The sequence below is a fragment of the Effusibacillus lacus genome (assembly GCF_002335525.1).
Taxonomy (GTDB): Bacteria; Bacillota; Bacilli; order Tumebacillales; family Effusibacillaceae; genus Effusibacillus; species Effusibacillus lacus.
This window is the reverse complement of the sequence record NZ_BDUF01000028.1, coordinates 1-12,609: the sequence shown is the minus strand read 5'-3', so window position 1 is coordinate 12,609 and position 12,609 is coordinate 1. Positions and strand designations below refer to the sequence as shown.

The window sequence follows — 12,609 nt, the reverse complement described above, 5'->3', positions numbered from 1 at the left end:
TCAGAGGCGTTGCCTCTAACATGTCGTATATTTCAAAAATAGCTTACATGGGGTCCCCATTTTCTCACAAGGTGGGGACTATTTTACGCTTACGGTGATAATATCACAGAACAACTACATTTATATAGTTTAATTGTAAATATTTTCTATTAATATGATAATAGGAGAGTACCTTATTATGCTCGTCGATACTCCTTGGGGGATGGGAAGCGAAAGCATGTCTCAACCAGACTGGATCTTTCGTGATCAACGAAACCACGTTTACGGTCACGGCCAATCACTCGTTGCATGATATTGTGGGTATGATCAACGGAAGCAACATTGGTGTTGCTGCGTCTATTGTTTTAAACGGCTCCTCTTATCAGTTCCAATTGACATCCGGACTTCAGGAACAGCCGGGGTATTTACAGTCCGGGATCTGACGAACAACGCCAACAACTTCTTCTCTTCCAATACGGGAGTGGCACGGAGACTCTTATTTCCAATAAATACGAACTGAAGCCGGTTGGTGGAAGTGTCCCAATTGGCCCAGGAGTTGCAGGTCGGATCCTCCATCTAGTCCAGTATAACAACCGCGTTGGATCAAAGCGGAACTTTCTTAAATTAACGGCAAGAATTTCACGGTTGACGACAATCATACTCTGCAAGATATTGCCAATATGATTAACGGGGGTAACGCGGGTGTCACAGCTTCCGTTGTGCAAAATGGGGCCGGGTTCCAATTGCAATTGGTCTCAAATACTACAGGTGCAGCCGGTGCTTTCACGGTACAAGATGTCAGTCAGAACGGGAAAACTCTTCTGTCTACCAACACGAACATGGTTCAGCCGATCACCGCTCACTTCAACATGAAATGGAGCGTCGACGTTAAGGTTGATAAACGGCAACCACTCACCAGATCCGAACCTGGTGGCTCCGGGGTGCCAATAACGATTTGAACTGGGGTGGCGACTAAATGTTGAACGGAAAGCAACTGTCGCTTTCCGAAACGGACTCACTTATGATGTGAAAGACAAGATTAATGCCGGCAACTAAGGGGTAACTGCGTCTGTTCAGCCTTATTTCTGGGGGAGCCAGCTGGTATTGACATCCAACACTTCCGGTGCTGGGGCAAGATCGACCTGGATCCGGATCTCATTAGCAATTTCATGGAGGGACTGCAGCCAGGGATGCTGTTTACCATGTTACTGAGGGCGGCAAAACGACCATCTACTACAGTGGAACAAATGATGTTCTGTTAACAGACTCCAAAGGCAAGAAACTTGCAGATGTCAAGTTGGTCGGGACAGGTACAAGCACAGTCAAGCATGACAAAACCAGTGATGCCGTCATGCAGAATCTTGGAATTCTGAACAATGGCGGCCGGTATGTAAAAGTACTCCAAGCAACACAAGACGCCAGATATACTGTTGATGGGGCTGCCTTCACCAGCGGGTCCAACACGGTAACGCTAACGGAAAATGGTGAAAACCATGCGACCGTAACTTTGACGGCAACAGGAACCCGTGTCGTGTCCAATTCGACTACATAAGCGGTTTTGCAAAACCTTGGGGCTATTGACGGCTCGGGGCAATTTGCAAAGCTTGTGAAGGCGGCGAAAGACGCCAAGTACACGGTCGATGGCGTTTCCGTAACCAGCAGCACCAATCAGGTAACATTGGCGGAAGGCGGTACCGATCATGCCACAATCACTCTTACCGGAACAGGAACGACTATGGTGTCGAATCGGGCCATTAAGTCTGTCATGCAAAATCTCCGAGTGCTGACCAGTTCTGGTGATTATAGGAATGTGTTGAAACAGGTACAGGATGCCCGGTATAAGGTTGACGGAACGAATCACACCAGCGGCGGGAATTAAGTAACGTTGAAAGATGTCAACGGGATGAATCTGGCAACCATCAATCTGGTTGGGAGCGGGATCACAACGATATCCAACACAGCGACCAACTCGGTCATTTAAAATATTGGCGTGTTGACAGATAACGGTAGCATTAATCATGTAAAAGTGACTCTTACAAGTCTGGGGACCTCAATAGTTTCCAACAAATTAACAAACGCAGTTCTGCAAAACATCGGAGTTCTTGCAGCTTCCGGGCAGTTTGCCCACCTGATTCAAACGGCACAGACGCTCAGTATTCTGTGGATGGGAGCAATTTCAACGGTTCATCCAACAATGTAACCCTTAAGGATTCCAACGGAAACAATTTAGCAACCGTGACGCTGAAGGGGATGGGAACCGCCTTGGCGTCCAATAAAGTTTCCCGTGGGCCTTTGAAAGAACTGGAGGTCGTAAACGACTCGGGCCAATTTTCCAATGTGGTCAAAGCAGCCCAAGATGCCAAATATTTGGTTGATGGCATCGATTTCATGAACTCCGCCAACTGGTGACTTTGAAAGATCAGAATGGCGTCTTGATGGCCGACATTGAACTTGTAGGACTAGGAACCAATATTGTGTCCAATCGAATTAACCTCCGCCATTTTGCAAGAATTGGGCATACTCAACAGTTCAGGTCAGTTTGCCAAGCTGCTGCAATCGGCTCAGGATGCACTTTACATGATTGATGGACAGGCTCATTCGAATTCTGCAAACATCGTAACCTTGTTGTCTCAAAACGGAACGTCCCAGGCAAGAGTGGAGTTGCTTGAAATTGGACTGGCAGTGGTATCCAATACGATTGAGGAGACAGAAGAGACTGAATTGTCGTTGCATGCCGAGTTGGTCTTTCAAGCGGGTGGCAGTTCAACTTGCAGTTATAAGATATTGCCCTATCCAACGTAAGTGTGAAAGCTTTGGGAATTGAGGACCTGCAGATAACGGACGCCAATACGCTGTCCCTGATCGATCAGGGGATCGAAAAGGTTTCCGCAGAGAGGTCCAAATACGTGGCATCCCAAATACACTAGAGCACCGGTATGCAAGCCTCACCAACGAAATCTACAATGCGACGGAAAGGAGGTCACGGATTGAGAGTGCCGATATGGCGAAGGAAATGATCGGGTTTATCAAGACGAAGCTGCTTCTTGCCACTCTGACGGAAGTGGTTTCGAAAAACCTGGAATTTGACCGGGGGCGTATTCTGCAGCTTCTTCAAACTCCCTCGCAGGCCAGACGGGAAGCAACAAAACAATCGAAGAACCTAAGAAACACAATTTCCTGAAAGCTCCCCATCTGTTCCTACAAGTTCCGGAACACCAGTTGAGAGTGTAATTTTTTGTAACTATATTATCCCTTGCATCTTTATCCGCTCCCATGTATATTAATTTCTGTATACAAATTCACTAATTTTGCTAGATAATAAAAGAGTGAATTTTTGCAACAAACGAAGGGGGAATGTCATTTATGAAAAAGAAAGGTTTACTGACTTTGGCCGCGACGCTTTTGCTTGGTACAGCATTAGCAGGCTGCGGCGCCAGCAAGACTCCGGCTCCTGCACCGGCTCCGTCCCAGGGTGGCGGCACTTCCACCCCGGCTCCGCAAGTGAAGGAATACATTGTAGGAACGGACGCAGCTTATGCTCCGTTTGAGTCGGAAAACGACAAAAAGGAAATCGTGGGTTTCGATATCGAACTGCTCACTGCTGTAGCTGAAAAAGGCGGTTTCAAGGTGAAGTTTGTCAACACTCCGTGGGAAGGGATCTTCACCTCTCTCAAGAACGGAGACCGTGACATCCTGATCTCCGCGATCACCATCACCGAAGAGCGTAAGAAAGAAATGGATTTCTCCGAGCCGTACTTTGAAGCGAAGCAGTTGATCGCTGTTCCGAAGGATTCCAAAATTGCGAAGTTTGAGGACCTGAAGGGCAAGAAAGTCGGCGTGCAGACCGGTACCACCGGGGATGATGTGGTATCCAAACTGCTCGGCAAAGACAGCAAGGACATCAAGCGTTTCGAAAGCACTCCGCTGGCGCTGAAAGAAATGGTGAACGGCGGCGTGGAAGCAGTTGTGGCTGACAACGGGGTTGTTATCAACTACGTGAAGAATAACTCCGACAAAGGCTTCAAGACTGTAGAAGACGCTTCCTTTGAAAAAGAGTTCTACGGCATTGCCGTTAAGAAAGGCAACAAAGAAGTACTTGACAAGATCAACGCCGGTCTGAAGAAAGTGAAAGAAGACGGCACCTATCAAAAAATTTACGACAAGTACTTCGGCAAGTAAGAGTCGTGAAATTAAGAAAACAGGCGGTGACAACCCGCCTGTTTTTTGTGGCAATCTGGCACATGGGCAGTTTCGTGTGCTATAGTAGGTTCGTATTCATAGCTGATTTTTCTGAACAAAGGTGGGTAGGAAACAAATGAATGTTCGTTGGGATATCATCGTTGAATATATGCCCATGTATTTGGACGGGGCGAAGATGACACTCCAAGTTACCGTCATCGCCGTATTATTGGGGACCCTGCTTGGACTGTTTGCGGGGATAGGGCGCTTGGCGGAAGCCAAACACGGTTTGACGAAGTATTTGTTGATGATTTTTGTGCGCTGGCCGGCGGTTCTTTACATTACGTTCTTTCGGGGAACCCCCTTGTTCGTTCAGATCCTGATCGTCCACTTTGGGCTTATGCCGATTTTGATCCATCCTGCTGACGGATTGTTGATCTCCGGAGACCTTGCCCGGCAAATCAAACTTTCGGAAGAGGGCATCTTCTCAGGTGTGTTTATCTCCGGTGTCGTGGCGCTGACGCTTAACTCCGGTGCCTATATCGCGGAAATCTTCCGGGCGGGCATTCAATCGATCGATCGCGGGCAGACGGAAGCGGCCCGTTCCCTTGGGTTGACTTACGGGCAAACGATGCGTTATGTAATTGTTCCCCAGGCGTTTCGCCGCATGTTGCCGCCGCTAGGCAATGAAGCCATCATGCTGCTGAAAGACTCCTCGCTGGTTTCCGCCATCGGTCTGGCAGAATTGGCCTATATGGCCCGTTCTGCCTTCGGAACGACAACCCGTGTGTGGGAGCCTTACTTGACGATTTCCTTGATGTATCTGGTGATGACCCTCGGGTTGTCGATCCTTGTGGAATGGCTGGAAAGGAGGTACGGCAAGGGTGATTAAGGTTACCGATTTGCATAAGTATTTTGGCAAGAATGAAGTCCTGAAAGGCGTCACCTGTGAAATCAAGGAGCGGGAAGTGGTTTGCGTCATCGGACCCTCCGGATCCGGGAAAAGTACCTTTCTCCGCTGTTTGAACGCCCTGGAAGAGATCACTTCGGGTGACGTTATCGTAAACGGCCACAACATCACTGACCGCAAGACCAACATCAATCACGTACGGGAAGAAGTAGGGATGGTGTTCCAGCGTTTCAATCTGTTCCCCCACATGACCGTACTGCAAAATATCATGCTGGCGCCGATGAAGGTCCGCAAGGTATCTATGGAGGAAGCGGAGAAAAGGGCCCGTCAGCTATTGGCGAAGGTAGGCTTGTCGGAGAAGGCGGATGCTTACCCGAACTCTCTGTCAGGCGGTCAGCAGCAGCGTGTGGCGATTGCGCGCGCCCTGGCCATGCAGCCGAAGATCATGCTGTTTGACGAGCCTACATCCGCGCTCGACCCGGAAATGGTCGGCGAAGTGTTGGATGTCATGAAATCCCTGGCTCAAGAAGGAATGACCATGGTGGTTGTGACGCATGAGATGGGCTTTGCCCGTGAAGTGGGCGACCGGGTGTTTTTCATGGATCAGGGAATCATCATGGAAGCGGGCACGCCGCAGCAAATTTTTGCCAACCCGCAAAATGACCGTACGCGTGAGTTTCTCAGCAAAGTCCTATAATTTCACATAAGAATTTTCGCCAAATTTTTGCCCCGGAAGATTTCCCGGGGTCTTTTTCTTTTTCTGTTAGGCTAAACTGAAAGTGGCAAGAATATATCCGACTGTTTCAAGGGTTTGTGAAAAAGGTTAAGAACGTATGAGGGAATTATGAAATTTCGGGAACGGGGGAGGTTTTTTCGCATTGCAATCGAATAAGTATTATACAGAAAGGGAAGGAGGAGTACCTCATGAAAATCCAATTGCGTGGGGATCATCTCAACATCACCGAAGCTTTGCGCGACTATGTGGACAAAAAGATTGGACGACTGGTTAAGTACTTCGATACACCTCCCGTACAAAGCGTGCAAGTGACCCTGTCAGTTGTGCGTGATTCGCATAATGTGGAAGTGACCATGCCGATTAATGGCATTCTTATTCGGGCGGAGGAGCGTTCCTCCGACATGTACGCTTCCATCGACCTGGTTGCCGAGAAGCTTGAACGGCAAATCCGCAAGCATAAAACCAAGTTAAACCGCCGTTTCCGTGAAGAAGGAATCCGCACCCTGTTCGTTGAGAACGGAGCGCCTGCCCCCGTGGCTGTAGAAGAGGCGGAAGAAGGCCGGATTGTGAGGGTGAAGAAGTTTGCCTTCAAACCGATGACTCCGGAGGAAGCCGTGATGCAGATGGATCTTCTGGGCCATGACTTCTATGTATTCGCCAATGCGGAAACCGAAGAAGTGAACGTGGTCTACAAACGGCATGACGGAAACTACGGGTTGATTGAACCTGAGTTCTAAAACCACCCCACAAAGTGACGCTAAGCGTTGTAGAAACACCGAGTACTTTGCGGGGGCCCCGGAAAAAGAAATATGAAGTCTAGGGTCGGCCTGAGGGTCGGCCCTTTGTGATTTCTTCGGGTTTTTTGGTGACACCAGCCCAAACGGAAGTGCATAGGATGAAGCAGGAGGTGACCGCCATGGGGTTTCTGGCCGGATTGGCCCAGGTTGTAGTTTTTCTTCTGCTGCTTAAAGTTTCCCACATTCTCTATTGGAATGTCCGCAAGTCGTATCACATTCATCCTTGGCTATTGGAACTGATTGTGGCTGTTGTGCTGGTGACGATGTTTCACTTCTACTCCGGCGTCTGGGGATTGGTGATCGCAACGGCAATTGTCCTCGGTCTGATCCGCGGAGATCAGGAGTCAAAATCTGCCCCAACCCGGCAGCTTCAGTAAAACAGGGCAACCAGGCATTAAGGTGGCGAATCCCGTCGCCTTTTTTTTCTTTTTGAAACTTGACAAAACGATGGTATACTAGAAGGCGTACTATAAGCAATGAACAAGCAAAACAGATTCAAATTTGGAGAGGAGTGGAACAACAGAATGTTGGGCCTCCTGAAAAAGCTCGTTGGGGATTCAAACGAACGGGAAATCAAAAGATTATATAAAGTGGTTGACGTAATCAACGGTCTGGAGCCATCGGTGGCTGCCCTGTCCGATGAACAACTTGCCGCCAAGACGGTGGAGTTCAAGGGACGTCTGGCAAATGGCGAATCGCTTGACGACCTGTTGCCGGAAGCATTCGCTGTTGTCCGGGAAGCAGGCAAGCGGGTGCTGGGCAAACGCCACTACGATGTGCAGCTGCTCGGCGGTATCGTCCTGCATCAGGGGCGGATCGCCGAGATGCGTACAGGGGAAGGGAAGACGCTGGTTGCGACATTGCCTTCCTACCTGAATGGTCTGACCGGAAATGGGGTTCACATCGTCACTGTCAACGATTACCTGGCCCGCCGTGATGCGGAGGAGATGGGGCAGGTGCACCGTTTTCTCGGCCTGACCGTGGGACTGAACATTCACGGCATGGACTCTGTCGAGAAGCAGCAGGCATATGCTTGTGACATTACTTACGGAACCAACAACGAGTTTGGTTTTGACTACCTTCGTGACAATATGACCATGTCTCTTGACCAGATGGTTCAGCGTCCGCTACATTTTGCCATCGTTGACGAAGTCGACTCCATCCTGATTGACGAAGCAAGGACCCCGCTGATCATTTCGGGACAAGCGGAAAAATCGGCCGAACTCTACGTGCGGGCCAATATTTTCGTATCCAGTCTGCGTGGGGAGTCCGACTATACCATTGACGAAAAAGCACGGTCTGTCGTGTTGACGGAGAAGGGTGCCCATAAAGCGGAACGATTTTTCGGAATCCAAAATCTGTTTGATCCGGAGAACGTCACGATTCACCATCACATCACCCAGGCTTTGAAAGCGCACCATCTGATGAAGCGGGACAAAGACTACGTGGTGAAAGACGGAGAAGTCATCATTGTGGACGAGTTCACCGGTCGTATGATGCAGGGCCGCCGTTACAGTGAAGGATTGCATCAGGCGATTGAGGCCAAAGAAGGCGTAAAGATCCAGCATGAAAGCAAGACACTGGCAACCATCACCCTGCAAAATTATTTCCGGATGTACAAGAAGCTGTCCGGTATGACCGGTACCGCCAAGACGGAAGAAGAAGAGTTTCGTTCCATCTACGGCATGGATGTGGTGGTCATCCCCACCAACCGGCCCAATCAGCGGATCGACATGCAGGACGTTGTATACAAGAATGTGCGCGGCAAGTTTAACGCCGTTGTGGAAGAGATTGTCCAGCGGCATGCAAAAGGGCAGCCTGTACTCGTCGGCACCACATCGATCGAGAAATCGGAGTACCTGTCAGATCTCTTGAAGAAACGGGGAATCCCCCATCAAGTGCTGAACGCGAAGCATCATGAGAAGGAAGCGCAAATCGTGGCGCTTGCCGGGCAGCGGGGTGCCGTAACCATTGCGACCAACATGGCGGGCCGCGGTACGGACATTATTCTCGGCGAAGGCGTAGCAGAACTTGGCGGTTTGCATATTATCGGTACAGAGCGCCATGAAAGCCGCCGGATCGACAACCAGTTGCGGGGCCGCTCCGGTCGCCAGGGGGATCCGGGTTCCTCCCAGTTTTTCCTGTCGCTTGAAGACGATCTGATGCGTCTGTTCGGCTCGGAGAACATCATGGGAGTCATGGAAAAGCTCGGTCTTGAAGAAGACCAGCCGATCGAAGCGCGCATGGTGACCCGCGCCATTGAAAGTGCGCAAAAGAAAGTGGAAGGCAACAACTTTGACATCCGGAAGCACGTCCTCAAATATGATGATGTGATGAACCAGCAACGGGAGGTCATGTACAAGCAGCGCCGCGAGATTCTCGAGCGCGATGACCTGTCCGAGACTGTCAAAGGCATGGTGGAGGATCTGGTCAAGTACACCCTTGATACGTACTGTCCCGAAGAAGCGGTTCCTGAGGATTGGGATCTCAAAGGGCTGCTGGAATATGCGCAGCATCATTACCTGTCCCCAGGGAAGACCCGTATCGAAGAACTGGAACGCCGGGCAGACCGGGAGGAACTTCTGGAGTACGTACTGGAACTGGCGATGCAGGAATATGCGGAACGTGAGCAGCAATTGGGGGCGTTCATGCGCGAATTTGAAAAAATTGTCCTGCTGCGTACAGTGGACTCCAAATGGATGGACCATATCGACGCGATGGATCAGCTCCGTCAGGGGATTCACCTGCGGGCCTACGGGCAGCGTGACCCGCTGGTGGAGTACAAGTTTGAAGGGTATCAGATGTTTGACGCAATGATTCACAGCATTCGCGAAGAAGTGGTGCTGTATGTGTTCAAAGCAAACATTCAAGTAGCGGAACATGCTCCGCAAAATGCGTAACTCCCCCCACAATGTGACTTGATTCCACGAAGCAAAGAATGGGAACCGTGGGGACCTCTGAAAAAAGAAAGTTTAGTAAGGTGGGAAGAACTTGGCAACGAAAACTCCAGGAGAATTGAAGCAGGAATTGCAAAATACGGCCAAGCGTTTGGCTGAAATCGGGAGGTCTCTTTGACCTCCCCGGTAAAAAGTCCCGAATCTCGGAGTTGGAAGAGCAGATGGCAGACCCTTTGTTCTGGGATGACCAGGATGCCGCACAAAAGGTAATCAGCGAATCCAATGCGCTGAAAACCCTTGTGGAACAGATGGAGAAACTGTCCGGCCAACAGGAAGATCTGGAAGTGATGCTCGAACTGGCCCGGGAAGAAGGGGAAGAGAGCCTCTTTGACGAGGTGGAGCAGGGGGCGGAGAAGCTGAGCAGAGAGATGTCTGATTTCGAGCTGCAGCTCCTGCTGAGTGAGCCTTATGACAAGAACAATGCGATTCTGGAAATCCACCCGGGTGCCGGAGGGACCGAGTCGCAAGATTGGGCATCGATTCTGCTGCGGATGTATACCCGCTGGGCGGAGGACAAGGGGTATAAAGTGGAAACCCTTGACTACCTCCCTGGCGAAGAGGCGGGAATCAAAAGCGTAACCCTGTTGATTAAAGGATATAACGCCTACGGCTATTTAAAAGCGGAACGAGGGGTTCACCGGCTTGTCCGGATCTCACCGTTTGACGCATCGGGACGGCGCCATACATCCTTTGCATCAGTCGATGTGATGCCCGAGATGGACGAAAATGTCGATGTTGATATTCGGGAAGTCGACCTGAAGGTGGACACGTACCGGTCCTCAGGAGCGGGCGGACAGCACGTGAATACCACCGACTCTGCCGTAAGGATTACTCACATTCCGACGGGTATCGTGGTGACTTGCCAAAGCGAACGGTCCCAGATCAAGAACCGGGCCGCAGCCATGAAGATTCTTGCTTCCAAGTTGTACGAACGGCAGTTGGAAGAACGGGAAAAGGAACTTGCGGAATTACGCGGGGAACAACGTGATATTGCATGGGGCAGCCAGATCCGATCCTATGTGTTCCATCCCTACTCCTTGGTGAAGGATCACCGGACGGGTGAAGAAGTAGGAAATGTCCATGCAGTTGTGGACGGAGCCCTTGATTCTTTCATTGACGCCTATTTGCGGCAGCAAGTCGGGAAAAAGACCGCTGGCGAAGAATAGGATTCCAAAGAATAAAGCCCCTCACCAGGGTTACCTGGTGAGGGGCCATCGATTTTTGGGGGCGGTCTTGGGTCTACAACTTAACGGATTAAGAGGTTGTTATTTTGTGATGACAAATGCCCATTTTACGAATAAAGGGTTTACATGCTCTTATAGGCCCCTCTTGGACAACCTCACAATCAGGTTGACGGGTATTAAGCACTTCCCGATCCGTTATTCAGTAAACAGACCCCGACTATTGATCAATAAGGTGCTGAGAATCCGTTATTGATTATCCGAGATGCAAGCTTTGATTAGCCGCGTGCTGCCTGGTAACGCTTGTTGACTTCGTCCCAGTTCACAACGTTCCAGAATGCATCCACATAATCGGGACGCTTGTTCTGATACTTAAGGTAATAGGCATGTTCCCATACATCGAGACCGAAAATCGGGGTATCGCCTTCCATCAGCGGGCTGTCCTGGTTGGCGGTCGAGTAAAGGGCCAATTCACCGTTCTTGTTGACGACAAGCCATGCCCATCCGCTTCCGAAACGGCCCAGTGCGGCCTTCTTGAATTCTTCCTTGAAGGCATCGAAACTGCCAAACTTGCCGTTAATGGCATCTGCCAGTGCGCCAGACGGTTGGCCGCCGCCATTGGGGCTCAGAATTTCCCAGAACAGGGAGTGATTGTGGTGGCCGCCGCCATTGTTGCGAACTGCACCGCGAATGTCTTCCGGGATGCTGTTAATGCCACGGAGCAGGTCTTCAAGGCTTTTGTCTTGCAGTTCCGGGTATTTCTCAAGTGCTGCGTTCAGGTTGTTGACGTATGTAGCATGATGTCTGCCGTGGTGAATTTCCATTGTCGCAGCATCGATGTGCGGTTCCAGTGCCGCCTTGTCATAAGGAAGTGCAGGTAATTGATGTGCCATTGAATGTCCCTCCCACAGGATTTAGATTAGAATATTTCTATGTTATTAGCCTACCGTAATTTACCTGAAAATGCAATGTAGGCACACTTACAATTATATGTTCAGTTTGGTTCATTATACAGGAATCGGGGTACCTTAGAAGAAGAAACGATTTTTTTTGCGGTGAGGTGGGGAATTTGTCTTGGTTCTCAGATCTGTCTGAACGTAAAAGGTTGGAGCAGGAGTTGTTCTCGTCCGATTGGTTTAAAGAGTTAATGGCAAACGACGAGTTCAAAGAAAAGTACCAGAAAAAATACAACGTTCGATTGCGAATGGCCGATACTAAGTATCTGAGAGAGTTGCTTGAATCTGAAGTGGTTCGCGTGGATTTTGTGAATGAGATTCTTGCCGGTGAAGAATGGGAACAAGGGCGATGAAAACCGGAGATTTCCGTACCAATCTGAAAATATTTTGTAATGATTTCTGATGAAGTTACAATTCGTCTTGATTTGTCAGGTAATATCCGTTGAGTTCTTGCTGGCGGCGTGATATTATATCACTTGTCGCCGCGAGATGGTCCGAAAAAAGGCTGCGCGGAGGATAACGAAAATCACATTCAGGGGTCACGGAAATATATCTTACGAAAAGTTTCCGCAAAACTGAAAATACCAGTTGAAATGGATGGGCCGGATGTGATAAGATAGCTTTTGTCGCCGCGAGAGAGCGACGCCAAATGAAGCGAGTTATTCGTTCTTTGCACCCAAGGGGCACAAGTAACGCTAAGGCCCTGAAGGGCCAAGTCGTTCTTTGAAAACTGAATCGTGTAGGGAGCCACGATTGATTCTTTGAATACGATGCGGCTGCCCCGCCCCTGAAGGCGAGGCGAAAGCATCGACTGATTTTGAGAGTTTGATCCTGGCTCAGGACGAACGCTGGCGGCGTGCCTAATACATGCAAGTCGCGCGGCTTGATTCAGAGCTTGCTCTGAGGATGGCAGC

15 protein-coding genes and 1 rRNA gene are annotated in these 12,609 nt (G+C 49.8%); 15 read left to right on the top strand and 1 reads right to left on the bottom strand.

All coding sequences use genetic code 11. The annotated features are described in order from the left end of the window. Positions 1-602: 602 nt before the first annotated feature. The 13 genes from EFBL_RS06780 (at position 603) to prfB (ending at position 10,724) form a co-directional block, all read left to right on the top strand. The gene (locus tag EFBL_RS06780) at positions 603-938 is read left to right on the top strand and encodes a flagellin hook IN motif-containing protein (protein WP_096181385.1); all 336 of its coding nucleotides are present in this window, start codon (positions 603-605) and stop codon (positions 936-938) included. Positions 939-1,276: 338 nt separating this feature from the next. Next, positions 1,277-1,531 carry a hypothetical protein gene (locus EFBL_RS06775; RefSeq protein ID WP_096181384.1) on the top strand — a complete coding sequence of 85 codons (255 nt, stop codon included), beginning with the start codon at positions 1,277-1,279 and terminating at the stop codon, positions 1,529-1,531. Positions 1,532-1,537: 6 nt separating this feature from the next. Then, a complete protein-coding gene (locus tag EFBL_RS06770; RefSeq protein ID WP_096181383.1) occupies positions 1,538-1,858 on the top strand; it encodes a hypothetical protein in 321 nt (106 codons plus the stop codon). A 383-nt stretch (positions 1,859-2,241) separates the two neighbouring features. Then, a complete protein-coding gene (locus EFBL_RS06765; protein WP_165912760.1) occupies positions 2,242-2,388 on the top strand; it encodes a hypothetical protein in 147 nt (48 codons plus the stop codon). Between the two features lie 168 nt (positions 2,389-2,556). Beyond that, positions 2,557-2,781, top strand: coding sequence for a hypothetical protein (locus tag EFBL_RS06760; protein ID WP_165912759.1), 225 nt, complete (start codon positions 2,557-2,559; stop codon positions 2,779-2,781). A 199-nt stretch (positions 2,782-2,980) separates the two neighbouring features. Continuing rightward, a complete protein-coding gene (locus EFBL_RS06755) occupies positions 2,981-3,160 on the top strand; it encodes a hypothetical protein (RefSeq protein WP_096181380.1) in 180 nt (59 codons plus the stop codon). 182 nt (positions 3,161-3,342) lie between these two features. Beyond that, complete coding sequence (locus EFBL_RS06750) at positions 3,343-4,158, top strand: basic amino acid ABC transporter substrate-binding protein (RefSeq protein ID WP_207907633.1); 816 nt, start codon at positions 3,343-3,345, stop codon at positions 4,156-4,158. Positions 4,159-4,294: 136 nt separating this feature from the next. Next, positions 4,295-5,050 (top strand): amino acid ABC transporter permease, encoded by a 756-nt coding sequence (locus EFBL_RS06745; protein ID WP_096181378.1) that lies wholly within the window; start codon positions 4,295-4,297, stop codon positions 5,048-5,050. Further along, positions 5,043-5,765: an amino acid ABC transporter ATP-binding protein gene (locus EFBL_RS06740; RefSeq protein ID WP_096181377.1), complete on the top strand. Its 723-nt coding sequence runs from the start codon at positions 5,043-5,045 to the stop codon at positions 5,763-5,765. The genes EFBL_RS06745 and EFBL_RS06740 overlap by 8 nt, the downstream gene beginning before the upstream one ends. Positions 5,766-5,992: 227 nt before the next feature. Then, positions 5,993-6,541, top strand: a complete 549-nt coding sequence (gene hpf, locus EFBL_RS06735) for a ribosome hibernation-promoting factor, HPF/YfiA family (RefSeq protein WP_096181376.1) — start codon at positions 5,993-5,995, stop codon at positions 6,539-6,541. 158 nt (positions 6,542-6,699) lie between these two features. Next, positions 6,700-6,978 (top strand): hypothetical protein, encoded by a 279-nt coding sequence (locus EFBL_RS06730; RefSeq protein ID WP_131927821.1) that lies wholly within the window; start codon positions 6,700-6,702, stop codon positions 6,976-6,978. Between the two features lie 147 nt (positions 6,979-7,125). Further along, positions 7,126-9,501 (top strand): preprotein translocase subunit SecA, encoded by a 2,376-nt coding sequence (gene secA, locus EFBL_RS06725; RefSeq protein WP_172899661.1) that lies wholly within the window; start codon positions 7,126-7,128, stop codon positions 9,499-9,501. A 91-nt stretch (positions 9,502-9,592) separates the two neighbouring features. Next, a protein-coding gene (gene prfB / locus EFBL_RS06720; protein WP_096181374.1) for a peptide chain release factor 2 occupies positions 9,593-10,724 on the top strand; the annotation gives its coding sequence in 2 pieces (ribosomal slippage) (positions 9,593-9,673 and positions 9,675-10,724; 1,131 coding nt in all). A gap of 293 nt (positions 10,725-11,017) precedes the next feature. Here the strand turns inward: prfB and EFBL_RS06715 are convergent. Continuing rightward, the gene (locus tag EFBL_RS06715; RefSeq protein ID WP_096181373.1) at positions 11,018-11,632 is read right to left on the bottom strand and encodes a superoxide dismutase; all 615 of its coding nucleotides are present in this window, start codon (positions 11,630-11,632) and stop codon (positions 11,018-11,020) included. A gap of 176 nt (positions 11,633-11,808) precedes the next feature. Between EFBL_RS06715 and EFBL_RS06710 the strand changes: the two genes are divergently transcribed. Further along, positions 11,809-12,048, top strand: a complete 240-nt coding sequence (locus EFBL_RS06710) for a hypothetical protein (protein ID WP_096181372.1) — start codon at positions 11,809-11,811, stop codon at positions 12,046-12,048. 460 nt (positions 12,049-12,508) lie between these two features. Then, positions 12,509-12,609, top strand: a 16S ribosomal RNA gene (locus tag EFBL_RS06705); the annotation flags it as partial.

What these genes read in the sequence shown, in the direction of transcription:
- EFBL_RS06760 (WP_165912759.1), top strand. Translation starts at nt 2,557, where the DNA reads ATGATTGATGGACAGGCTCATTCGAATTCTGCAAACATCGTAACCTTG.
- EFBL_RS06755 (WP_096181380.1), top strand. Translation starts at nt 2,981, where the DNA reads ATGGCGAAGGAAATGATCGGGTTTATCAAGACGAAGCTGCTTCTTGCC.
- EFBL_RS06750 (WP_207907633.1), top strand. Translation starts at nt 3,343, where the DNA reads ATGAAAAAGAAAGGTTTACTGACTTTGGCCGCGACGCTTTTGCTTGGT.
- EFBL_RS06745 (WP_096181378.1), top strand. Translation starts at nt 4,295, where the DNA reads ATGAATGTTCGTTGGGATATCATCGTTGAATATATGCCCATGTATTTG.
- hpf (WP_096181376.1), top strand. Translation starts at nt 5,993, where the DNA reads ATGAAAATCCAATTGCGTGGGGATCATCTCAACATCACCGAAGCTTTG.
- EFBL_RS06730 (WP_131927821.1), top strand. Translation starts at nt 6,700, where the DNA reads ATGAAGCAGGAGGTGACCGCCATGGGGTTTCTGGCCGGATTGGCCCAG.
- secA (WP_172899661.1), top strand. Translation starts at nt 7,126, where the DNA reads ATGTTGGGCCTCCTGAAAAAGCTCGTTGGGGATTCAAACGAACGGGAA.
- EFBL_RS06715 (WP_096181373.1), bottom strand. Translation starts at nt 11,632, where the DNA reads ATGGCACATCAATTACCTGCACTTCCTTATGACAAGGCGGCACTGGAA.